This is a genomic window from Rhizobium leguminosarum (assembly GCF_004123835.1).
In the GTDB taxonomy this organism is placed as follows: domain Bacteria; phylum Pseudomonadota; class Alphaproteobacteria; order Rhizobiales; family Rhizobiaceae; genus Rhizobium; species Rhizobium leguminosarum_M.
The window spans coordinates 243,980-265,155 of the sequence record NZ_MZMU01000002.1; the positions used below are offsets into that span (position 1 = coordinate 243,980).

Sequence of the window (21,176 nt, forward strand, 5' to 3'; positions counted from 1 at the left end):
ATGCCGTTCGGCAGACCCAATCGGAGCCACCCGGCAGATGGGGCGGCGGCACTGGGCACCTTAGATGTCGATCATGCGGTCGACCGATGCGATGTCCGCCGGAACCGCCACATAGGAAAGTCAAAATGCGTACCATCATTGCTACCGCCCTCGTTCTCGGTTTCGTTCAGGTCCAGTCGGCTGCGGCGGCTACCGAAACCGCAACCTGTGCGCCGACAAATGAGGCGGAAATCGCCAAGCTCTTCGACCGCTGGAATACCTCACTCGCGACGCTGAGCCCCCAGGAGGTCGCCAAGAATTACAGTGATGACTCCGTGCTTCTCGCGACCTTGTCGGACAAGCCTCGCCTGACCCAGGCGGAGCGGATCGATTATTTCGAGCACTTCCTGGCGAATGAGCCCAAGGGCGATATCGATAGCCGCGACATCAAGATCGGTTGCAACTGGGCCGTCGATACCGGCACCTACACCTTCAGCCTGAAGGATGGCTCGAAGGTTCCCGCCCGCTACACCTATACCTATGAGGCCAAGGACGGGAACTGGCTGATTACCTCGCACCACTCTTCGATGATGCCGGAGAAGTAAGGCCTCATCGTTCTGTTGGTCCGGTAGGGAGATCCCGTGTTCACCCCACGCGGGGTCTCCTGACTGCCAACCACTCGGTCGTCGTTCCCACGAGCTATTGCCTCCGGTCGATGGCAGCGATTCCTTGGCGCTGTGGTCACTTTCTTGCCGAACTAGCAGCAGTACGGGCTCGAACACGACGAAAGAGAGGGCATACCGTGTAAGCCCCCCTCTGGCCTGCCGGCCAGAGGGGGTGGCCATGGTGTCCAGCTGAAAGATGGGTAACACCCTCTCCGTGTTCCCTGCAGAGCCCTGAGTAGTCCGCGCCCGAAGCTTTGACGGCTAAGCGGGATTGGGAGTAGCATCCATGCGGCAGCGGCAAGGTGGTCAAAGCGGCCGGCCCGGTGGAGATCCAATGATGAAACACAGACCTTTCCTCCTGACGGTCGCGGCGCTGGCATTTTGTTCCGCATGGCCAATTTCTGACACCTTCGCTGCGGCGCAACCTCTCTTCTGGAGTGCTTTACGGCCGGCCGATCAGGCCAAAGCGGCAGTTCCGCTGTCGGGCAAGGCGGTGAGCGGCCCACAGGGCGAAACACTCGCCTGGCATGGCGAGGAGCATCCGATCGAATTGACGGGCTTCGTTCTGCCGATCGATCAGGACGGCGATCTCGTCTACGAATTCATGCTGGTGCCTTGGGCCGGAGCCTGCAGCCACATGCCTTCCCCTCCGCCCAACCAACTGGTTCGTGTCGTTCCGGAAGAGCCTTGGCACCTGGCAAGAATGTACGAGACTGTCACCGTGACGGGTACCCTGCGGGCTGGCCTGGATCAGGCGCAATTCTTCATGATCGACGGTGACCGTGTCCTCACCTACGGCTACAGCATAAGCCATGCCCAGGTAGCGACAGCAACGGCGACGACCGATCCCGATCTGCTGTCACTTTCGCCTTTCGGCATCCTGCCTCGCTAAAAGCCCAGAGACGGTGTCGCGATCGGGGCACACTCCTCATTCCTGTGCCTGTCACAGGAATCCAGCCACCGCACGTCTGCGCGGCAAATGACTCTTATCAAAGCAAGGAAGTCTCCCGCGCCGAAGGACTTGGACGCGCTGGATCCCTGTGACATCACTCGGGGAAAGCGCTGAGGGCACAGGGATGACGGAGGAGGGGTAGTGGCCGCCAAATCGAGCATCAGGCGTGTCGAGGACTGGACGGTCGGGCGGTAGGTCCGATCTCCGATAAAAAATGCCTGGGCGCAGCCGAAACTGCGCCCGGGCAAAATGTCGCCGATCAGACGAGGTCGAAACGATCGGCGTTCATGACCTTGGTCCAGGCGGCGACGAAGTCCTTGACGAACTTCCCCTTGGCGTCGGCCTGGCCGTAGACTTCGGCGAAGGCGCGAAGCTGCGAGTGCGAGCCGAAGATCAGGTCGACGCGGGTGCCGGTCCACTTGGCGGCGCCGGTCTTGCGGTCGCGGCCTTCATAGACGCCTTCCTTGCCGGCGAGGGGAACCCACTGCGCGCCCATGTCGAGCAGGTTGACGAAGAAGTCGTTCGTCAACGTCTCGGGACGCGAAGTGAAGACGCCGTGCTCGGGGTCGCCTGCCTTCAGCACGCGCAGGCCGCCGACGAGGACGGTCATCTCGGGCCCGGTCAGCGTCAAGAGCTGGGCGCGGTCGACGAGTGCTTCTTCCGGCTTCATGAACTGATGGCGCTTGCCGTTCACATAGTTGCGGAAGCCGTCGATGCGGGGCTCGAGTGCTGCGAATGAATGCGCATCGGTCTGGGCTTCGGAAGCATCCATGCGGCCCGGCGTGAAGGGCACGCTGACGGCGTTGCCGCCGGCCGCTGCCGCCTTCTCGACGCCGGCAGAACCAGCGAGAACGATCAGGTCGGCGAGCGAGATCTTCTTAGCCCCGGTCTGGGCGGCGTTGAAGTCCTTCTGGATGCCTTCGAGAACGCCGAGCACCTTGGCGAGCTGCGCCGGCTGGTTGGCGTCCCAGTCCTTCTGCGGGGCAAGGCGGATGCGCGCGCCATTGGCGCCGCCGCGCTTGTCGGAGCCGCGGAAGGTCGAGGCCGACGCCCAGGCGGTCGAGACCAGCTCCTGCACGGTGAGGCCGGTGGCGAGAACCTTTTCCTTCAGTTCGGCAATGTCCTTGTCGTCGACGAGCGGATGGTCGACGGCCGGGATCACATCCTGCCAGATCAGGTCTTCGGCCGGAACTTCCGGGCCGAGATAGCGTACCTTCGGTCCCATGTCGCGGTGGGTCAGCTTGAACCAGGCGCGGGCGAAAGCGTCGGCGAACTGGTCGGGATTTTCGAGGAAGCGGCGCGAGATCTTCTCGTAGGTCGGATCGAAACGCAGCGCGAGATCGCTGGTCAGCATGGTCGGCAGGTGCCTCTTCGAGGCGTCGTAGGCATCCGGAATGGAGGCTTCGGCGTTCTTGGCCTGCCACTGATGCGCGCCGGCCGGGCTCTTCGTCAGCTCCCATTCGAAGGCGAAGAGGTTTTCGAAGAAGTAGTTGCTCCACTTGGTCGGCGTCTGCGACCAGGTCACTTCGAGGCCGGCGGTGATCGCATCCTTGCCGACGCCGGTCCCGAACGAGCTCTTCCAGCCGAGGCCCTGGTCCTCGATCGCGCCGCCTTCCGGCTCGGCGCCGATCAGGGACGGGTCGCCGGCGCCATGCGTCTTGCCGAAGGTGTGACCGCCGGCGATCAGCGCCACGGTCTCTTCGTCGTTCATCGCCATCCGGCCGAAGGTTTCGCGGATGTCGCGCGCCGAGGCGATCGGATCGGGATTGCCGCCCGGGCCTTCCGGATTGACGTAGATGAGGCCCATCTGCACGGCGCCGAGCGGCTCTGCCAGTTCGCGTTCGCCGCTGTAGCGCTCGTCGCCCAGCCAGGTTCCTTCAGGACCCCAGAACAATTCCTCGGGCTCCCACACGTCGGCGCGGCCACCCGCAAAGCCGAAGGTCTTGAAGCCCATGGATTCGAGCGCGACGTTGCCCGTCAGGATCAGCAGGTCGGCCCAGGAGATACGGTTGCCGTATTTCTGCTTGATCGGCCACAGCAGGCGGCGGGCCTTGTCGAGATTGGCGTTATCAGGCCAGCTGTTGAGCGGCGCAAAACGCTGCTGGCCCTGGCCGGCGCCACCGCGGCCATCGGTGATGCGGTATGTGCCGGCGCTGTGCCAGGCCATGCGGATGAACAGGCCGCCATAATGACCGAAATCGGCTGGCCACCAATCCTGCGAATCCGTCATCAACGCGTGAAGATCCTTCTTCAGGCCGTCGAGATCGAGCTTCTTGAACTCCTCGGCATAGTCGAAGGCCTGGCCAAGCGGGTCGGCACGGCCGGAATTGTGGTGAAGAACCTGCACATTCAGTTGGTCCGGCCACCAGTCGCGATTGGATCTGCTGCGAGGCGTATTGCCGTGTGCAACAGGACATTTGCCTGCGCTGTCAGTGGGATTGTCCATGATCGTCTCCTTCATTGCTTGATCGTCTGCGCGTAAAAAAGATGAGCCGAGCTGGTGCCCCACTCTCCCCTTGCAGTCTTCATATCGGAAGCGCTTCATAAATTTAAGTTGGATTTACTGATCGTTGCGATAAGCTGAGGTTATGAAGAACCTTACCCTGAAACAGCTGCGTTATTTTGAAGCACTGGCAAGAGATGGCCGCTTCCGACGCGCTGCCGACGCCTGTGCGATCTCCCAGCCAGCATTGTCAATGCAGATCAAAGAACTTGAGCAGGAGTTGGGCGGCGAGCTTTTTGAGCGCAACGCCCGTGAGGTGAAGCTGACCGCTTTCGGTCAGACCGTCGCTCTCAGGATCCGCGATATCCTGCGTGGCGTGGACGAGTTGGCGGAACTGGCGCGCGCCGCGCGGGATCCTTTCCTGACTCGGCTGCGCATCGGCATCATCCCGACGATTGCGCCCTATCTGTTGCCTGCAATCATCAACGATCTGAACAGGAGCTTTGCGGGCATTCGGATCGAAGTACGCGAAACGCAGACGTCGAAGCTGGTTCAAGAGCTGGCGCAAGGTCAGCTGGACACGGCAATCGTTGCCTTGCCCGTGTCGGAACCCTCCCTGGCAGAACTCGAGCTCTTCAAGGAAGAGTTCGTGCTGGTTCGGCGGCCCGAGGACGAGGGTAAGCCGGTGCCCGAACGTGAGGCGCTGCGCGAAATGCGGTTGCTGCTGCTCGAGGAAGGCCACTGCTTTCGCGATCAGGCCTTGTCGTTCTGCAAGATAGGGCAGGCCCGTCCCCGGGAAGTCATGGAAGGCAGCTCTCTCTCCACCCTGGTCCAGATGGTCAGCGCCGGTATCGGCATCACCTTAATTCCCGAGATGGCCGTCCCCCTCGAAACGCGCTCGGCGCATGTTTCGATTTCGCGCTTCCAGTCTCCGCAGCCGTCGCGAACGATAGGCATGATCTGGCGCAATTCGACGCCCATGGCCAAGCAGCTCCAGCAGGTTTCCGAGGCGGTTCGCCGGTCGGCCGACAGCATGCGCGAACAGTATGCCGCCCGGTGATGGACCTTGTATGACCTCGCCTCAAGATCGCCGTTTGAACGTATGCTCCGCTGCCGGAAACTGTCGTGATCGGACTTCTTCGGCATAAGCGGCGGCGGCAGCCGCGATCCTCTTGCCGAGTTCGTCGTAGCGCTTGACGAAGCGCGGGGTGAAATCGTTGAAGAGCCCCAGAATGTCGTCGGAAACCAGAACCTGACCGTCGCAGGCGGAAGAGGCGCCGATACCGATGGCCGGGACGTGCATGGCGGCCGTCACCTCCCGGGCGAGCGGCTCCACCGTGCCCTCGATGACGACGGCAAAGGCGCCCGAGCCGCCAACAGCGTGGGCATCGCGACGGATCTTCGACGTCTCGTGTTCGGTATGGCCGACGGACCGATAACCGCCTGCGGTTTGGACCTGCTGCGGCATCAGGCCGATATGGCCCATAACCGGGATCCCCCTCTTCGCCAGAAAGGCGATGGTCTCGGCCATCTCCTCGCCGCCCTCCAGCTTGACGGCATCGCAGCCGGTTTCCTGCAGGATGCGGACAGCGTTGCGGAAGGCGATCTCCTTCGATTCCTGATAACTGCCGAACGGCATGTCGACGACGACGCAGGCCTTGCCGACGCCGCGCATCACCGCCTTGCCGTGCGCGATCATCATGTCGAGCGTCACGCCGATGGTGGACTCCATCCCGTAGAGCACCATGCCGAGCGAATCCCCGACCAGCAGCAGGTCGCAATGCTCATCGAGCAGCCGCGCCATGGGCGTCGTATAGGCAGTCAGGCAGACGATCGGCTTGCCGCCCTTCATGGCTGAGATGCGCGCTGGCGTAATGCGCTTCTGAATTCCGGCCGCGCTCATCTGGTCACTCCCTTTCCCGGCAAGCCCGGCCCGCCGATAACCCTCTTGTTCCCTACTACCCGGTTGTCTCCGACAACTCGGTTCTCACTGACGACCCTGTTGTCGAGCAGCCGTGTCGAGCCGACCCGAACGAAGAGCGCCACGACGACAGGGGCTGCGATCGACGTGACCGGCCGCAGCGTCGAGGCATCTCTGACGGCGACGACCTCGGGCTTTGCCAGAGGCTCTCGATTAAGAAATGCCGTGAGCCTTGCCTCGAGTTCCACCGGATCGGTCAGGCCGCCGGCGACCAGACGCTCGGCCTCGTCAAGGGTCTGAGGGACGATCACCGCGGCACGCCGCTCCGCCTCGCTGAGATAGACGTTGCGCGACGACAATGCGAGGCCGTCGCTGTCCCTGACCGTCGGCACCGATATCACGCGCACCGGCAAGGCCAGATCGTCCACCATGCGCTTGATGATGACGACCTGCTGGTAATCCTTCTCTCCGAAATAGGCGGTCTGCGGCTGCACGATGTTGAAAAGCTTGTTAACGACAGTGGCGACGCCGGCAAAATGCCCCGGCCGCACCGCCCCTTCGAGTTCGCGGCCGAGATCGGGAACGTCGACGACGGTCAACATCGGGCGGGGATACATGTCCTCGACGCCAGGCGAAAAAAGGAAATTGACGCCGGCTTGCCTCAGCATGGCGGCATCGCGTTCCAGATCGCGCGGATATTTGCTGAGATCTTCCGCCGGGCCGAACTGCAGCGGATTGACGAAAATCGAGACGACGACGATGTCGTTTTCGGCGCGAGCGCGCGAGACGAGGTCCATATGACCGGCATGGAGATAGCCCATCGTCGGAACAAGGCCGACGGTTCGCCCCTGCCGCCTCAGCGCGTCGAGCGTGTGGCGTAGCTCGTCAATGCTCGAGAAAACCCGCATATATCCTCCCCTGGACCGGTCACCCCATCTTGGGCGCGGATAAGAAGTGTAATCGATGCGGCAGGTCAATGCATATTCCTCGATAAAAACGATTAGATGAAACGCCAGCCGATGCCACCGGACCATATCAGCCCCGGGGAACGGATTTTCGTCACTTGGCTCCTGTTGCGCGTCTCGCCTGCTTGCAGTGGAACCGACGATGTGCGACTTCCGTTACTTGCCCTGTCCGTCAAGATACCATCACAGTCGATCGCTATGGACGTTACATGGAGGACGCATGGACAAGCCCTGGAAGATCAGCCGCGGACCGATTGCGGCAACCGAGCTCGACGTGGAGAAGGCAAACGCGATCAATGTGCTGTTGATCCGGCCGGTCGGCGTCCTTCCGGCCAAGGCGGGAGATCCGGTCCTTCCTTTTGCCGTCGGCCTTTTCAACGAACTCCGCCCGCTCCTGAAGCCCGATGCCGGCGTCACGACGCTCAGGCGGGCGACCGCGGCCTATGTCCACTGCCGGCGCTACTATTTCGCCAGCGCCCAACCCGATTCCATGCGCCATAGTCTTGACGGTGAACCTGTCGAACCACTGTCGTCCGAAGACCGGCTGGTCGCGCAAAAGCGCTTCCTGAGCCTCAAGCAGACCACCGGCAAAGCCGACGCGCCCGAAGAGACAGCACCGGTCCCCGCTCCCCTGTTGAGCAAAAGCGAACAGATCCGCGCAGCCCTCCTCGGCAAAAGGAACGCCGCCAGCTAGAGCAGGATGACATCAGCGTCTCATATCCGGCTTGCAGTCATTGCGTGGTCTTGCGTAGCGCGACCGTCATTCAAAGGACGACGTAGTCGCTCGATGAGCTTGGCCGCATCGGGGGCGCGGAAAACGCGCCCCCGGCCGGCGCCGGCCGAAGGGGAGGGGCAGTCGGCCGGGTCAGTTCAAGGGCGCTTCGCCTGATGTGATCCGCTGCTCGTCCTTTCCAAACAGGTGGACGGTATCGTGGATCGGCGCGATCCTCAGCACCTCTCCGGGGGCCGCCCTGATCCGTTCCCGGAAGACGCAGGTCAGCGTCTGCGTTCCCAGCCGGACGATGACGAGCGTTTCCGAACCCGTCGGCTCGACGACCACCGTCGTGACCTCGATGCCGCCTGGGTCGAACCGGATATGTTCGGGACGAATGCCGTATGTCACGGCTTCAGGCGGATGCCGGTCGCTCGGAAGGAGCAGGCCGTCGGCGGTTCGAAACCCGTCTTCCGTCATGTTGCCGCTGATGAAATTCATCGCCGGGGAGCCGATGAAGCCGGCGACGAAAAGATTGTTCGGGCGATCGTACAATTCCAGCGGAGAACCCGACTGCTCGATCAGGCCGTCCTTCATGACGACGATCTTGTCGGCCATGGTCATGGCTTCGATCTGGTCGTGGGTGACATAGATGGTCGTCGTCTGCAGCCGTTGATGCAGTTCCTTGATCTCCGAGCGCATCTGCACCCTGAGCTTGGCGTCGAGGTTGGACAGGGGCTCGTCGAAGAGAAAGACGGCCGGGTCCCGCACGATTGCCCGCCCCATCGCCACACGCTGTCTCTGGCCGCCCGATAGTTGCTTGGGATATCTCTCCAGGAGACTTTCGAGACCGAGGATCTTCGCGGCATTACCCACCCGCTGATCGATCTCCGTCCGCGGCATCCGTTTCAGCCGCAACGAAAAGCCCATATTCTTCGCAACCGTCATGTGCGGATAGAGCGCATAATTCTGAAACACCATCGCGATGTCCCGGTCCTTGGGCGCAAGCTCGTTGACGATATGCTTGCCTATCTGGATCTGCCCTGAGGTGATGCCCTCCAGGCCGGCAATCATCCTCAAAAGCGTGGATTTGCCGCAGCCCGAGGGGCCGACCAGAACGACGAACTCGCCGTCGCCGATGTCGACCGATACGCCTTTGATGGCTTTGAACGCGCCGTAATCCTTGCGCGCATTGTTGACCGAAACATGGGCCATTACCGTCCTCCCGAAATCGCTGTCAAAGTCCGCTCAGGACATTTCTCAAATAATCGAGGCCGAGGCGTTCGCCGTCTTTGCGCGCGGCTAAATCCTTGCCCGGCCAGCCATAGGCGGCATCCTCATGTTCGATCGACAGCGTGCCGTCGAAGCCAGCCCCGCGGGCCTGGTGCAGAAACCTCGGCCAATCGATGAGGCCGAGCCCGGGCAGCTTGTATTGCCACCAGCCCTTGCCGTGATAGCCGACAGCCTGCAGGCTCTCCCGATCGATTGCCGTATCCTTGGCATGAAGGATGGCGATGCGATCCTTCACCGCCTCCATCGCCTGATAGGGATCGACGCCGATGCGAATGAGGTGCGAGGGATCGAATTCCAGGCCGAAGCGGCGGTTCTCGATCCTTCGAAAAAGCTCCTGCCATCCTTTGGGCGTCGTTCCGATGAAATTGTCCTTCGGACCGGGCCAGTTCTCGATTGCGAAGGTCAGGCCATAGGGCTGCGTCTGCGCGATCAGCCCGCTGGCGAAATCGGCGAAGTCATCATAATTGGCTTCGTCGCTTGCGGTGTCGTCCCGGCCCGGGAAGATCACGAAGATCGGGACGCCCGCTTGCCCGATCGCGCCGGCAAATTCGGCGGTCTTTTCCCGAAGTGCCTTTCGTTTTGCCCGGTCGGCATCGAGTTGATTGCCGAAATAGGTGATCGACGACACGAAGAGGCCGCGGCTACGCACGAGCGCGACGGCGGCCTCCACCCGATCGGGCGTCTTGATATGGCCGCCGACGTCGATCTCGATGGCGTCGAAACCGGCCGATGCGGCGAAATCCACCACTTCCTCCAGGGGGCGATCGTTGAATGTCGAAGTGTAAAAGCCGATCTTCACCAAAATCCTCCCGTCTTCACCAAAATCCCTGGGGCCTTTGCCGGCCGTTTCAACTGTTCAGGCGATCCATGTTCTTGAGTGGCGAACGTGTGCGTTGAGCGGCGTCCGCCGATGCGAGCATGAGGGCTGCTGCCATCGGCATGGCCGCCGCTCCCATGGCAGAGGCATCCTCTCCGAGCGAAGCGCGATGAAGCGAGGGAAGGTTGGTGTCCTCGGCGTCGAGATGCTCGTGCACATAGCGCAGCAATTCGTCGACGATGCGGATCGGCAATCTGCCGCCGACAAGGACGGCGTCGGGGTCGACGACCATGCCGATATGTTTGACGGCGACTGCCAGATGCGCGCTCATTTCCTTCAGCCACTGCGAAACGAGGCGCCTGCCATGCGCATCCAGCGTCAGCAGATCGTGCGGAACACTCACCTCGACGCCGTGTTGCGCGAGGAAATCATAGAGGAAGAACAGCGAGAATATCTCGCCGAGAAGCTGGACCTTATGGGCCTTCCCGTCCCCGCCGTCGGCGATCGGCAGCCAGCCGATTTCGCCGCTGAGGCCCATGGCGCCACGATGACCGTTGCCATCGAGCACGAGGCCGCCGCCCGGGCATGGATTGATGGCGATGTAGAAGAAGCTGCTGCTTTCAGCACCCAGACCGTAATCGAGTTCGGCAAGGGCTGCCGCATTGGCTTCGTTTTCGATGAAGACCGGATGCTGCGTCAGGTTCTCCAGCGCCGCGCGCACATCGAATGCCGTCCATTCCTGATAGGCCTTGGGCTTGCCGAGGAGCGAAATCTCGCCAAGCCAATCCGGCATCGCCAGACCGATACCGGCGAGGCGCGCGTCGTCGATGAGGCGGCTGCGCTGGAAATGCGAAATCGCATCGGCCGTGAGCTGCAGGAATTCCGCCGGCAGGATGAAGCGTTTCTCGTGATGCACGCGGGCGCGGACGTTGCCGACGGCATCGACAGCCAGGATCGTCAGATGGTCGCGATCGATGTTGATGCCGATGGCAAAACAGGCGTCCGGATTGATTTCGAGTTCGATCGCCGGCTGGCCTCTCAGCCCATGCCGCCGGCGGGCTTCCATGATCAGGCCCTCGTCCAGCAGGCGATCGACGATCCGGGCGATTGCCGGTTTGGTAAAACCCGTCCGCCTGGCGATTTCGGCCCGCGAAATCGGCGCCTGACGGTGAATGCAGCGCAGGACGACGGCCCTGTTGTGCTCACCTGCATCTTCGACATTGGCGCCGGTCAGATCCGGGGACAGCCTGGCGCCGAGTGTCTGGTTCATGCTCGAAATCCTTCCTTGCGCATAGCCTGAACCGCTCGTCATCCCTTGACCGCGCCGCTGGTCATAGCACCGAGGATCAGCCGCTGGAGCGACAGAAAGGCGACGATCGCCGGAACAACCGCAATCAGGCAGGCGGCGGCAAGCAGCTGGATGGACGAGTCGGTTTGCATGCCGCGGAAGTTAAAGATGCCGACGCCGATCGGCATCAGGTCATTTTTCGTGAGCAACAGAAAAGGCACCAGAAATTGCGACCAGCCGGCAATCACCGTGATGATAAAGACGGAGGCTATCCCCGGCGCCGATAATGGCAAAATGATGCGCCAGAAGACCGAGAACCTGTTGCAGCCGTCGATCATGGCGGCTTCGTCGAGGCTGCGCGGGATGCCGTCGACCGAACTCTTCAAGAGCCAGGTCGCCAATGGAACGCCAAGCGCGATATAGACCATGACGACGGCAAAATGCGTATCCAGCAGGCCGAGGCGGTTCATGTAGCGGTAGAGCGGCACCATGATGACGAGCGGCGAGATCATCTGGAAAAGCAGCAGCCCCATCATCGACAGGCCCTTGCCCCGGAACTGAAAGCGGGAAAAGGCGTAAGCCGCGGGCAGTGCGACGATCAGGACGCCCAGTCCGCTGAGGGCGGCAAGCTTGAGGCCGTTCCAGAGATAGATCGGAAAATAGCTGTTGTTCAAAACGGTGATGAAATTGTCGATGGTGGGATTGTTGGGAATATACCGCGCCGCTCCGCGATAAATCTCGCGCTTGTCGCGCATCGCCATCGACAGGAGATAGGTGAGGGGACCGGCGAAGAATACGAACATTACCAGCATGAACAGATAGCTCATGGCATCGCCGAGCCGTGTTCCGGTCCGTCCGCTCATTGCTCTTCCTCCTTCGGCAGGAACGACGCATAGATAAAGGCGAGCCCGAGGCTGATGATCAGCATGAGCACAGAGAGCACGCTGCCGCCGGACAGGTCGTAGTTTCTAAAGACGATATTGAAGACGTAGAGCGAGATGACCTCGGTCGCACGCCCCGGGCCGCCGCCCGTCAGCGTAATGATCGCATCGAAGGTATTCACCGTCTGGATCGTGATGAGGATCATGTTGACGAGGATCGCCGCGCGCAGCTGCGGAAGCGTGACGAAGAAAAACTGCTGCGATGCCGTCGCACCGTCGACCTCGGCCGCTTCATAGAGCGAGGGATCGATCGACTTCAGCGCCGCATACATGACGACCATCGAAAATGCTGTGCCGCGCCATATGTTGGAGATGAGGGTGGACCACGGCGCAATAGCGGGGTCCGAGAGCCAGGCGACGGTCGGCATGTGCATCAACCGCAGAATGCTGTTCAGCGCACCATAAGGCGCTTCGGAAAAGAGCATCTGCCAGATGATGCCGCCGGCAATTCCGGGGACGACCCAGGCAACCAGCGCCGTCGTTCTGAGTATGGTGGTGCCGAACAGGCCGCGCTTTTCGCCGCGGATGACCACCACGGCGACCGCAAGACCTAAAATTTGCTGGCCGATGACGCTGCCGCCGACGAAGATCAGGGTCGCCCATAAAATGTCGGGCAGCTGCGGCGAGCTCAACGCATTGGTGATCGACCCCAGCGTATAATCCTGATTGTCGCCGATCAGCGTGGCATTGGTGAATGAAAGCCTGAAAACGTCGATGACGGGGTAAAGGTAGAAGATGCCGATGACGACGATCACAGGCATGATCCAGGGCAGGGGCGCACCGGCGAAACGGCGCATGAACGTTCTGCTTTGAGGCGGGCTGTCAGCCTCGATGGCAATGGGGCTCATTGGCTTCTCTGTCCGGGGTTGGCATTTGAGCACGACTGACCTGTTCGTGCCGGTGGCTGCCCCTCACCCTAACCTTCTCCCCGCAAGCGGGGAGAAGGTGGCGGCAGCCGGATGAGGGGCAGGTCGCGATTTAGCCGTGACATCACAGACGCTTGTAAGCCTCCAATGCTGCGTTGAAGGCGGCATTCAAAGCGTCTTCCGGCTTTTTGGTCCCTGAGAGCACGTCGCCCATCATAATCTGGATCTGGTTGGAGATTTCAGGATAGATCGGCACGCCAGGGCGTGCCTGTCCGTCGACCAGAGCCTTGGCGAAGGTCTTGTTGGCTTCGGTGGAGAAGACCTCATATTTGTCGAACAGCGACTTCCTGGTCGGCAACTGCTGCTGCAGCGCGTTTGCCGGCCCCATATAGACCTCGCGTGCGAGGTTGGCGCACATCTCGATCTTGTCCTTGTCCTTGCTGAAGGAGGCGATCGTCCAGCCGCCGGTGCCGGTCGAACGCTGATCGGCGCTGGGACCGGGGATCGGCGAGAAGGTCCAGTTGTTGAACTCGTCCTCGTCGAGCGTGGCCTTCAACTGCGCATATTGCCAGTTGCCGCCGATGAAGAGAGCCGTCGTCGCCGCTGCGGCCGCAGCATTCATATCGTCGTAATTCGCGATCGTGCTGACGCGCTTGGGCGCGGCACCCGAATCGACGAGATCCTTGAAATAATTCAGCGCCTTCAGGAATTTCTCCTTGTTCTCGCCTTCGCCGAACACTGGCTTGCCCGAGTCGTCGACGAGCTTGCCGCCGAGCGCCCAATAATTCGCGAGCCAGTCGAACGTCGTCCCTTCCCAGCGCCCGCCGTTGAAGAGAACGCCTTCCATGCCTTCTTTGGTGGAGGCGAGCGCGGCCTTTTTCAGATCGTCCCATGTCTGCGGCGCATCCGCCACGATCGACTTGTTGCGGTAGAGCACACGAAGGTCGGTATCCCACCACCAGGCGCGGACCTTCTGGTCCTTATCCGTGATGCCGCTGCGGATGAAGGGGAACAGGTCATCCACTTCCTCCTTCGAAAAATACGGTGTGAAGTCCGCAAGAACATTATTGACCATGAACTGCGAAAGAACGAACGAGTCGACCGCAGCGCAGTCAGGCGCGTTGCCGGCTTTGGCCTGCTCCAGCATCTTGGCCTGTTCGGTTCCAATGTCCGAGGACATGAATTGCAGCTGCAATTTCCAGTCCGGATGCTTTTTGATGAAATCGACGAAGAGCTTCTGGTAGCCCTCGGCGATCGCCGGATCCGAATTGTTCGGACTATCGTTCGTCAAACGGACGACGAGGGATTTTGGCGCATCGGCGAGGCCGATCCTGTCCTTAGTGGCAAGTTCCTGGGCAAATGAAACAGATGCTGAAAATAACAGTGTGCTCAGCGCAAATGCGCTGACGGTGGCGCTCTTCATGATGGGTCTCCTCCCCATTTTGAACGGATACAGCCTTGGCGGTCAGTTGACCTCTCCTCATTTCCGTGCTGCATTAATTAGATTAAGTTACTTTGATTTGATGTCAAGCCACAGCTTGGGAGGACAGAACCTGGGAGGTTGAGATGCTGGCGACAATCAACAGCAGCTAGTGCACAGTTCCGGAAAATCGAGATCGATTTTCGGAAAAGGATCCGCGCCGTGAAGTGATGAAACGTCCTGTGGGCGCGCGGCGCGTCCAAAGCAATTTTCCTGAAGAAGAGCACGAGGCAATCGCGGATGGCTGCGATGGCGTGAGTGTGGTTTTGCCCCGACTGAACTGCGGCGGGGAAGTTAATTCTATGGAGGATAGGATGCGTCTACTCATTCTCGGTACCGGCGGAATGGCCAACCAGCATGCCGCCAACTTCAGGGCAATCGAAGGCGTCAGTGTCGTCGGCGGCGTCGATGTCGTCCCGGAAAGGCTCGCGGCCTTTTGCACCGAACATGGCATCGCCAATCACTTCACGACCCTCGAGGATGCTCTCGCCTGGGGCGAGTTCGACGCAGTGGCAAACGTCACGCCGGACCGCATTCACCACCCGACGACGCTTCAGGCCATTGCCGCCGGCAAGCACGTCTTCTGCGAAAAGCCGCTCGCCACCGATGCGGTCAAGGCCATGGAGATGACCGAGGCCATCGAGCGATCGGGCAAGGTCGGCATGGTCAATTTCACCTATCGCAATTCGCCCGCCCTTCAGAAAGGCCGGCAGATGGTACTCGCCGGCGAAATCGGGGAGGTCAGGCACGTCGAGGCATCCCATCTGCAAAGCTGGCTGGTCGGTCGTCACTGGGGCGACTGGAAGAGCGAAAGCAAATGGCTGTGGCGGCTGAGCAAGAAGCATGGATCCAACGGGGCGCTCGGCGATATCGGAATTCACATTGTCGATTTTGCATCATACGGTTCAGGGCTCGACGTCGCTCATGTCTTCGCGCGGCTGAAGACCTTCGACAAGGCGCCAGGCCACAAGATCGGCGAGTATGATCTTGATGCGAATGACAGCTTCACGATGAATGTCGATTTCACCAATGGCGCGATCGGGACGATCCAGGCGACGCGCACGGCGGCCGGACAGATGGATCAGCTGCGCCTCAGGGTCTATGGCGAAACCGGCTCGATCGAGATGATCTACGACACCGGAAAATCGACGCTACGCGCCTGTCTTGGAGAAGACGTGCACACGGCGACCTGGCGCGACGTCCCCTTCGATCCGGTCGAGACCAACTACCAGCGTTTCGTCCAGGCCGTACGGGCGGGCAGGACCCAGGAACCCTCGTTCCGGCGGGCGGCCAATATCCAGAAAGTCCTGGACAAGGCGCTGGCCTCCGATCTCAGCCACGCCGATGAAGCGCTCGCCTGACCCGGCCATCAGGCCGAAGCCGGCGGCAGCAGCAAAGTGTTGAGGAAGGGCAGGAGTGCTGCCCCGAGCGCAACGCCGCCGCCGCTGAAGCTTGCGGGTTTCATCGGCGAAATCCAGGGCGTCAGCAACGGCCTCGTCGAGGTGTCGCGCCGCTCGATGGAAAGCTGATGGATCAGCGCTTCGATCACGCCCTGCGGCAGATCGCTGCCGATCATGACGACGCTCGGCGCGAGAAAACCGGCCATGGCGATGATCGGGTCGAGCAGATGGCCAGCGGCCTCCCGTATCCATTGGGACAGTGACGGCGAGGAGATTTCCTCGCCCTTCAGCAGGCGGGTGAATGCCTGGTCGCCGATCCGTGATCGCAAGGACTCGAAACCGACGACGGTATTGAGCTGGACATTGTCGGGACCGGTCAGCATTTCGCCGATGCTGCCTGCCCGGCCATGCACGCCGGAATAGGGAATACCGCGAATGAGAAAGCCGGCCTGAACGTCGTCGTCGATGATGATCATCGCAAGTCCGCCTTCCCTGCCGGAGCTGCCGATCGTGCGCTCGGCGAGAAGGCTCGCCGTGCACTCGTTCTCGACATAGGGACGCGCGATCGTCGACATCACGGCGATCTGATCGCTTTGATCCTCTGTCCAGTCGTTGGCGGCGATGCCGAGCCCCATGATCGGCAATGTCGCGTGGCGATCGACCATATCCCTGACGGCCGCATGCACCAGGCCGACTTTGTCTGCGGGGTCCAGCTGGATATAGACCCGGTCATGGACCTGGCCACTCAGATCGATGAGCACGGCCTCACCACGCCTTGGGCGAAGCTTGACGCCGATCGAGAAAGCACCTTCCGGGCGCAAGGCAAACTCGGTAGCGGTGGCCCCTCCGCCGAGGCCATTGCGACGGTTGGAGGTGACAAGTTTTTCCTCGGCCAGCCGCCGCAGAATATTGGTGATGCCGGGCCCGGTCAGGCCGCAATGCCGGCCAAGCTCCATCCGCGTCAGCGGGCCATGGCGGCGGATGGCTTCCAGGATGACGCGAATATTCCGGTCGGCGATCTCGCCCGACCTCAGACCCACCGTTTTGGCGCGCGGACCGCCCATCTCCTGGGCGTGAAGCCGACGCGGCCCTGACCGAAGATACCGCATGACCGTCTTTCCTAGAGCACTATTCGGTTGTGTATCACGCTGGCAGGTGTTCGTAACGATTTTCCAGTAGATGCTTGTAACGAAGGGCCGCGGCTCTACACAGTTAAGATGTGCTCGGAATTACTTGCGTGGAGAGTTGAATTCAACCGATGACTGATGAACATTCTCCCGCCGCCGACAGCGACCCAAACGCCACCCAGCCAATTCTCGTATTGCGAGGGAGCGTTAGATACCTCTTCATGTTCCTTGGCGTCATGGCGCTCCTTTTCGTCTACCTCTCACTTATCGCCCTTGGGCAGATCGAAATGAGCAGACCTACTAGCGGTGTTGGAGAGGGCCTGTTCGCGATCCTGTTCCTCGTCGTCATCGTTTATGTTGCGGTAAAGGCTCGGCAGGTGGACTTCCGGAAGCCCACAATGGTGATCGGGCCCGACGGTATCGCTGGTCAAAAGCTGCCGAAGCTCATCCCTTGGTCAATGATCGAACGCGTTGATATCCCTCAGGCCGGGCAGGCGGGATTTATCTACCTGACTGTGCGCAAAGATGCTGATCCGGAGATACTTGAACAGTTGCGCAAGCGGCAGCCTCTTGAAAGGACCGTCGCGATACCGCACAGATGGGTTCCGGGGTTCAGTTCAAGCGAAGTCAAGGACATCGTGAATCGCTACTTTGAACGCTCACGACAAAGCTGAAGCGGAATGAATATTTGCTTCCGACGGCTCATCTGCTGATGTCGCTCGTCGAGCAGCCATTGCCTCTAATAGCTGCAAGGACGATCGTTGCCGAAGCCGTCGCGGCAGGCAGGTCTGAGCCCATAGTCGACGCTGCTATATCCAACCGAGCCGGTTTGCATCGAGTCATTCGAGGTCGTCGTGCAGGATGACGACGATACGGCAACCACGATGACGGCTGTCGCGGCTGTCAATAATTTGCGGACGTGAAGCATCCCACCCTCCCCAGCGCTGCCTGAAATCTGCGATATCAGTGCAATTCTCGGTCAAATAGGGCCGACCGGGGTTTCGATAACTGTTGTTGTTGATCAAGATCTCGTTATTCCGTGAAGGCCCAAGCGTTTCATTCAATCATGTCGCGGCCGCAAAGCAGCGTTTCGCATACCTTTCCAGCACCCGCGTTGAAGCGGACGATGAGATTTCCAGGTAATCGGGATTGATATTCGCGTAGCCGCGACGGGTTCCACAAACAGTTCCGCCATCGGCGAAAATCTCGACGATTCCGCAATCATGAAACAGACGCAGGTCCTTTCCGTCGCCAAGCTCCGCCACGTAATGGATCGAGCCGTCGTCCTGGGCGAGCCGGATCGAGAGGATACCGCCAGCGACGCCCACCTCGAAGGCAAGTTCGCCGCCCTGCGTCGCAACGACCTTGCTGCCTTCCAGGACTCCGGAAAGGCGGATTTCAATGGGAGCCATCGGTAGCGAGAATTTGCCGCTTTGGTCCTCGACGATAGGGCCAGCGGCAAACTGATCGTCGACTTCGATCGTCGGCAGCATGCGCAGCCTCTTCCTGTCTTCACTCAAACTTAGAACACGTGGTAGGGACATCTCCCCGGAATAGGCTGAGCCCTCGGGCTTGCGATATTCCCAATTGAAAAGCCAGGCAAAGGCGATCTGGCGCCCTCCCGCTTCGAAACTCTGCATCGCGTAATAATCGGTGCCGAAATCCAGCAATTGCAGTTCCTGCATGTCGGGTACGAAGCAGTCGTCGATAAACTCGCCGATCAGGGCATAAAGGAGATTGTGGCGCCGTGTTCGTGGCTCGACATGGCCAACAAAGCCCATCACCAGAACCCACTTTTCCTCCAGCCGAAAGAAATCCGGGCATTCCACCGCACGCGCGCCTTCCTGGCGGAAGTTAACCGGCGCACGGTAGAGCGGCCCGAGATATTGCCAATCGAGGCCATCGCCGGAGCCGAACAACAACACCGCGGGATCGCCTTCGATCGATGCGCCGAGTATCATGCGATAGGCGTTGGCTGCGTCGTCCCACCAAACCTTTGGATCGCGGAAGTCGTGCTCGACCCCATCGGGACGCTCTTCCAACACAGTTACAATGCCTTCCGCCTTCATCATCAGCCGATCTGGGCGCGCTATTTTCTGAATTTCCCGATAGCCCTTGAAAAGGTCATAGGCAGGCAGACGCTCGGTGTAAAAGAACATCAAACTTCCATCTCGATCCCGAAAGGCATTGCCGGAGAATGCCCCTCCTGTGGCGCCAAGACGCCACAGGTTCTGTTCTGGATGCAGAAATACCGGCATGTGAAGCCAATTGACCAGATCGCGGCTGGTGGCATGTCCCCAGTGCATCGGTCCCCAATCACTGCCGCTCGGATGGAATTGATAAAAAAGGTGCCATAGCTCGTCGGTCTTGCAGAGACCTACGGGGTCGTTCATCCAATGCCTGATTGGCGAGAAATGAAGCGCTGGACGATCCGGATCGGACCGAAGCCAATCTTCAATTTCCGCGCCGGTACGTTGAAGTATCCCTTTTTCCGAGAATTCAAACACGGTTATACCGGTCTCGTTCACGGTTTGAGGCTGATATCCATAGGCCCACAGAACAGCGTCCGGCGCATTGGTGACAATGGTGACCTCGCAAGCTTCCCTGTGGTGATATTTGAAAAACTCCGGATGGATGGCAAATGACCGAACCTGCCAAACCGTTTTCCCGTCAATGTCTACGCGAAAAAAGCCGCCGCCCGCGGCCCAAAATTCCAAGCGGTACCCAGAGGGTAGGAACAGGTTTTGCTTCATCAACGGGTCATCTTCCCGGTCCATTTGGTTCGCCATGAACACAACTCCGAATAGTCACTGGATTTTCGACCGACGGCCTAGCTATGCTCGGTCTAGTGAAACTCTGCCGACGGTTGCCCAAGAACTGGAGTGCCCCGGAAAGCATTCGCTGTTCTGTCCATCTCGACCTGTTCGACACTTCCTGAATCCAGAACTGTATTCCGCACCGAACCCCTTTGCACCCGTACTGCCGTTACCTCGAGCACCTTCAAATTGTCCGTTGAAAGCAATGCGCCCACTTGTGTTGAAAAACAGGCGCTGTTTGGTGCGTCGTTGATCTGCGACATTTCGGTTGTGGCCACGATGTGATTGTTGGCGATGTAGTTGCCGCTGCCGGAAACGACATTGATGATCACAGGCTTTGCGGCGAGAGGCTTGATATATTGAGCATCGATCGTTTCTGAAATGTGGTTGGCGATTACCGAATTGTTGCTGCCATCAATGTGCAAAAGTCCGAACAGGTCATCCAGGCCGTTATCGTACTTCTGCATGGGCGCCCACGGCTCGCGATCTCGCAAGAAGTGATTTGAGGAGACCAGGTTTTCGCAGCAATTCGCAGCAAAAACCAGCATTCCGGGATAGAAGGAATGGAATCTGTTTCCTGTGATCGAGGAACGCATCACGCCGGAAAAATAGACGCTGCTCGCGCCTCGGGGGAAGACGTTGTTTGAAGAGACCAGGATGCCGCCGTAATTTTCAGCGTAGACGGAATGTCCCCTATATCCGGCTCCTACAAAATTATTCGCTATCCTCGAGGCCTGCCCCATACCTTTCAATTCGATACAGTTGCCGCACTCTGCAATGAAATTATTGTCTATCGCCAGCGCATCCGCGTCATGAACAGTCACTCCATGTTCCAGATAGATAAGGCCCATCCCCGTTATTCGGAATGAGTCATTGGCGCTGCCCACATAGATTCCCGTTTTGCCATTCCTGTAGGTATTTTCCGCATCATTCTGCCCCGAACCGTCGTCCATGAAGTGCAGGCCATCGATGCAAAAATCGGCAAACTCCACAGAGCTTATGCGAGGATTGCCGGTGCGCTTGACGTAGAACGCGGCTCCGGCGGCCTCACCGTCGGCGGCTTCCGGAGACATGTCCACACATATGCGACTTCCGCCCGGCCACACTTCGCGCCACTGTGCCAGTTCGTCTGCAGGTGTGTTGAAACGGATGCTCGAAGACGTAAAGCCATGTCCCGAGCCGACAATCTTCAGATAGCTCAGGTCTATCACGACCTGGGTGACAAGACGATAATCGCCTGGCGGAATATAGATCACCGCTCCAGGCTTTCCGCCGTCATTCTGGTCGCCAACCGCTTGCCTGCTTTTAATATCCGCGATGATGCTATTGATGACCGATCCAATGTCCTCATAGGGGTTGCCTACGGGATATTGTGTTACGTCGTAAAAGTTTTCACTTACCATTGCTAAGGTCTCCTCGGTCATTTCCTGCTCCACAGCGAGAGCATACCGATGTTCTTGATTGGCTTGTTGCTCGCAAGCCGCCTGGGGAAATGCGTTCAACCGGCTCTC

Annotated in this window: 20 protein-coding genes; 6 read left to right on the top strand and 14 right to left on the bottom strand. The window is 59.9% G+C overall.

What is annotated here, in order from left to right; all coding sequences use genetic code 11:
• The first annotated feature begins 125 nt into the window (after positions 1-125).
• Both B5P46_RS02590 and B5P46_RS02595 read left to right on the top strand, forming a co-directional pair.
• Positions 126-584: an SgcJ/EcaC family oxidoreductase gene (locus B5P46_RS02590; protein WP_129417328.1), complete on the top strand. Its 459-nt coding sequence runs from the start codon at positions 126-128 to the stop codon at positions 582-584.
• 394 nt (positions 585-978) lie between these two features.
• On the top strand, positions 979-1,536 hold the full coding sequence (locus B5P46_RS02595) for a DUF3299 domain-containing protein (protein WP_129417329.1): 558 nt from the start codon (positions 979-981) through the stop codon (positions 1,534-1,536).
• Positions 1,537-1,855: 319 nt separating this feature from the next.
• Here B5P46_RS02595 and katG read toward each other — a convergent pair whose 3' ends face one another.
• Positions 1,856-4,042, bottom strand: a complete 2,187-nt coding sequence (gene katG / locus B5P46_RS02600; RefSeq protein ID WP_129417330.1) for a catalase/peroxidase HPI — start codon at positions 4,040-4,042, stop codon at positions 1,856-1,858.
• Between the two features lie 142 nt (positions 4,043-4,184).
• Between katG and B5P46_RS02605 the strand changes: the two genes are divergently transcribed.
• Positions 4,185-5,099: a hydrogen peroxide-inducible genes activator gene (locus B5P46_RS02605; protein ID WP_129417331.1), complete on the top strand. Its 915-nt coding sequence runs from the start codon at positions 4,185-4,187 to the stop codon at positions 5,097-5,099.
• 21 nt (positions 5,100-5,120) lie between these two features.
• Here B5P46_RS02605 and panB read toward each other — a convergent pair whose 3' ends face one another.
• Both panB and panC read right to left on the bottom strand, forming a co-directional pair.
• On the bottom strand, positions 5,121-5,942 hold the full coding sequence (gene panB, locus B5P46_RS02610; protein WP_129417332.1) for a 3-methyl-2-oxobutanoate hydroxymethyltransferase: 822 nt from the start codon (positions 5,940-5,942) through the stop codon (positions 5,121-5,123).
• Positions 5,939-6,868, bottom strand: a complete 930-nt coding sequence (gene panC / locus B5P46_RS02615; protein WP_129417333.1) for a pantoate--beta-alanine ligase — start codon at positions 6,866-6,868, stop codon at positions 5,939-5,941. Before panC ends, panB begins: the two co-directional genes overlap by 4 nt.
• Positions 6,869-7,145: 277 nt before the next feature.
• Here panC and B5P46_RS02620 point away from each other — a divergent pair, with 277 nt between their 5' ends.
• Positions 7,146-7,619 carry a ProQ/FINO family protein gene (locus B5P46_RS02620; protein ID WP_129417334.1) on the top strand — a complete coding sequence of 158 codons (474 nt, stop codon included), beginning with the start codon at positions 7,146-7,148 and terminating at the stop codon, positions 7,617-7,619.
• Positions 7,620-7,790: 171 nt separating this feature from the next.
• Here the strand turns inward: B5P46_RS02620 and B5P46_RS02625 are convergent, their stop codons facing one another.
• The 6 genes from B5P46_RS02625 to B5P46_RS02650 all read right to left on the bottom strand — a co-directional run bounded on the left by B5P46_RS02625 (position 7,791) and on the right by B5P46_RS02650 (position 14,265).
• Positions 7,791-8,852, bottom strand: coding sequence for an ABC transporter ATP-binding protein (locus B5P46_RS02625; protein ID WP_129417335.1), 1,062 nt, complete (start codon positions 8,850-8,852; stop codon positions 7,791-7,793).
• Positions 8,853-8,874: 22 nt separating this feature from the next.
• Positions 8,875-9,729, bottom strand: a complete 855-nt coding sequence (locus B5P46_RS02630) for a sugar phosphate isomerase/epimerase family protein (protein ID WP_129417336.1) — start codon at positions 9,727-9,729, stop codon at positions 8,875-8,877.
• A 49-nt stretch (positions 9,730-9,778) separates the two neighbouring features.
• Positions 9,779-11,017, bottom strand: coding sequence for an ROK family transcriptional regulator (locus B5P46_RS02635; protein ID WP_129417337.1), 1,239 nt, complete (start codon positions 11,015-11,017; stop codon positions 9,779-9,781).
• Between the two features lie 38 nt (positions 11,018-11,055).
• Positions 11,056-11,898, bottom strand: coding sequence for a carbohydrate ABC transporter permease (locus B5P46_RS02640; RefSeq protein ID WP_011649125.1), 843 nt, complete (start codon positions 11,896-11,898; stop codon positions 11,056-11,058).
• The gene (locus B5P46_RS02645; RefSeq protein WP_020047456.1) at positions 11,895-12,824 is read right to left on the bottom strand and encodes a carbohydrate ABC transporter permease; all 930 of its coding nucleotides are present in this window, start codon (positions 12,822-12,824) and stop codon (positions 11,895-11,897) included. The genes B5P46_RS02640 and B5P46_RS02645 overlap by 4 nt, the downstream gene beginning before the upstream one ends.
• Before the next feature lie 142 nt (positions 12,825-12,966).
• Positions 12,967-14,265, bottom strand: a complete 1,299-nt coding sequence (locus B5P46_RS02650) for an extracellular solute-binding protein (RefSeq protein WP_129417338.1) — start codon at positions 14,263-14,265, stop codon at positions 12,967-12,969.
• Positions 14,266-14,636: 371 nt separating this feature from the next.
• Between B5P46_RS02650 and B5P46_RS02655 the strand changes: the two genes are divergently transcribed.
• Entirely contained in the window at positions 14,637-15,683 is a 1,047-nt protein-coding gene (locus B5P46_RS02655; RefSeq protein WP_129417339.1) for a Gfo/Idh/MocA family protein, read from the top strand.
• 8 nt (positions 15,684-15,691) lie between these two features.
• On the opposite strand, the gene B5P46_RS02660 is transcribed toward B5P46_RS02655, so the two are convergent.
• Complete coding sequence (locus B5P46_RS02660) at positions 15,692-16,831, bottom strand: ROK family transcriptional regulator (RefSeq protein ID WP_129417340.1); 1,140 nt, start codon at positions 16,829-16,831, stop codon at positions 15,692-15,694.
• A gap of 149 nt (positions 16,832-16,980) precedes the next feature.
• On the opposite strand from B5P46_RS02660, the gene B5P46_RS02665 reads away from it, so the two are divergent.
• Positions 16,981-17,523, top strand: a complete 543-nt coding sequence (locus B5P46_RS02665) for a hypothetical protein (RefSeq protein WP_129417341.1) — start codon at positions 16,981-16,983, stop codon at positions 17,521-17,523.
• A 65-nt stretch (positions 17,524-17,588) separates the two neighbouring features.
• On the opposite strand, the gene B5P46_RS34795 is transcribed toward B5P46_RS02665, so the two are convergent.
• From B5P46_RS34795 to B5P46_RS02680, 4 genes are all read right to left on the bottom strand, one after another.
• The gene (locus tag B5P46_RS34795) at positions 17,589-17,777 is read right to left on the bottom strand and encodes a hypothetical protein (protein ID WP_129417342.1); all 189 of its coding nucleotides are present in this window, start codon (positions 17,775-17,777) and stop codon (positions 17,589-17,591) included.
• Positions 17,689-17,874 carry a hypothetical protein gene (locus tag B5P46_RS34255; RefSeq protein ID WP_164986420.1) on the bottom strand — a complete coding sequence of 62 codons (186 nt, stop codon included), beginning with the start codon at positions 17,872-17,874 and terminating at the stop codon, positions 17,689-17,691. The genes B5P46_RS34795 and B5P46_RS34255 overlap by 89 nt, the downstream gene beginning before the upstream one ends.
• Before the next feature lie 39 nt (positions 17,875-17,913).
• A complete protein-coding gene (locus B5P46_RS02675) occupies positions 17,914-19,602 on the bottom strand; it encodes a glycoside hydrolase family 32 protein (protein WP_129417526.1) in 1,689 nt (562 codons plus the stop codon).
• Positions 19,603-19,694: 92 nt separating this feature from the next.
• Positions 19,695-21,068 carry a NosD domain-containing protein gene (locus tag B5P46_RS02680; protein WP_129417527.1) on the bottom strand — a complete coding sequence of 458 codons (1,374 nt, stop codon included), beginning with the start codon at positions 21,066-21,068 and terminating at the stop codon, positions 19,695-19,697.
• Positions 21,069-21,176 lie beyond the last annotated feature (108 nt).

Bases quoted from the DNA above. Each gene is read 5' to 3' on its own strand.
- B5P46_RS02590 (WP_129417328.1), top strand. From the start codon at position 126: ATGCGTACCATCATTGCTACCGCCCTCGTTCTCGGTTTCGTTCAGGTC.
- B5P46_RS02595 (WP_129417329.1), top strand. From the start codon at position 979: ATGATGAAACACAGACCTTTCCTCCTGACGGTCGCGGCGCTGGCATTT.
- katG (WP_129417330.1), bottom strand. From the start codon at position 4,042: ATGGACAATCCCACTGACAGCGCAGGCAAATGTCCTGTTGCACACGGC.
- B5P46_RS02605 (WP_129417331.1), top strand. From the start codon at position 4,185: ATGAAGAACCTTACCCTGAAACAGCTGCGTTATTTTGAAGCACTGGCA.
- panB (WP_129417332.1), bottom strand. From the start codon at position 5,942: ATGAGCGCGGCCGGAATTCAGAAGCGCATTACGCCAGCGCGCATCTCA.
- panC (WP_129417333.1), bottom strand. From the start codon at position 6,868: ATGCGGGTTTTCTCGAGCATTGACGAGCTACGCCACACGCTCGACGCG.
- B5P46_RS02620 (WP_129417334.1), top strand. From the start codon at position 7,146: ATGGACAAGCCCTGGAAGATCAGCCGCGGACCGATTGCGGCAACCGAG.
- B5P46_RS02625 (WP_129417335.1), bottom strand. From the start codon at position 8,852: ATGGCCCATGTTTCGGTCAACAATGCGCGCAAGGATTACGGCGCGTTC.
- B5P46_RS02635 (WP_129417337.1), bottom strand. From the start codon at position 11,017: ATGAACCAGACACTCGGCGCCAGGCTGTCCCCGGATCTGACCGGCGCC.
- B5P46_RS02640 (WP_011649125.1), bottom strand. From the start codon at position 11,898: ATGAGCGGACGGACCGGAACACGGCTCGGCGATGCCATGAGCTATCTG.
- B5P46_RS02645 (WP_020047456.1), bottom strand. From the start codon at position 12,824: ATGAGCCCCATTGCCATCGAGGCTGACAGCCCGCCTCAAAGCAGAACG.
- B5P46_RS02650 (WP_129417338.1), bottom strand. From the start codon at position 14,265: ATGAAGAGCGCCACCGTCAGCGCATTTGCGCTGAGCACACTGTTATTT.
- B5P46_RS02655 (WP_129417339.1), top strand. From the start codon at position 14,637: ATGCGTCTACTCATTCTCGGTACCGGCGGAATGGCCAACCAGCATGCC.
- B5P46_RS02660 (WP_129417340.1), bottom strand. From the start codon at position 16,831: ATGCGGTATCTTCGGTCAGGGCCGCGTCGGCTTCACGCCCAGGAGATG.
- B5P46_RS02665 (WP_129417341.1), top strand. From the start codon at position 16,981: ATGACTGATGAACATTCTCCCGCCGCCGACAGCGACCCAAACGCCACC.
- B5P46_RS34795 (WP_129417342.1), bottom strand. From the start codon at position 17,777: ATGCTTCACGTCCGCAAATTATTGACAGCCGCGACAGCCGTCATCGTG.
- B5P46_RS02675 (WP_129417526.1), bottom strand. From the start codon at position 19,602: ATGAAGCAAAACCTGTTCCTACCCTCTGGGTACCGCTTGGAATTTTGG.
- B5P46_RS02680 (WP_129417527.1), bottom strand. From the start codon at position 21,068: ATGGTAAGTGAAAACTTTTACGACGTAACACAATATCCCGTAGGCAAC.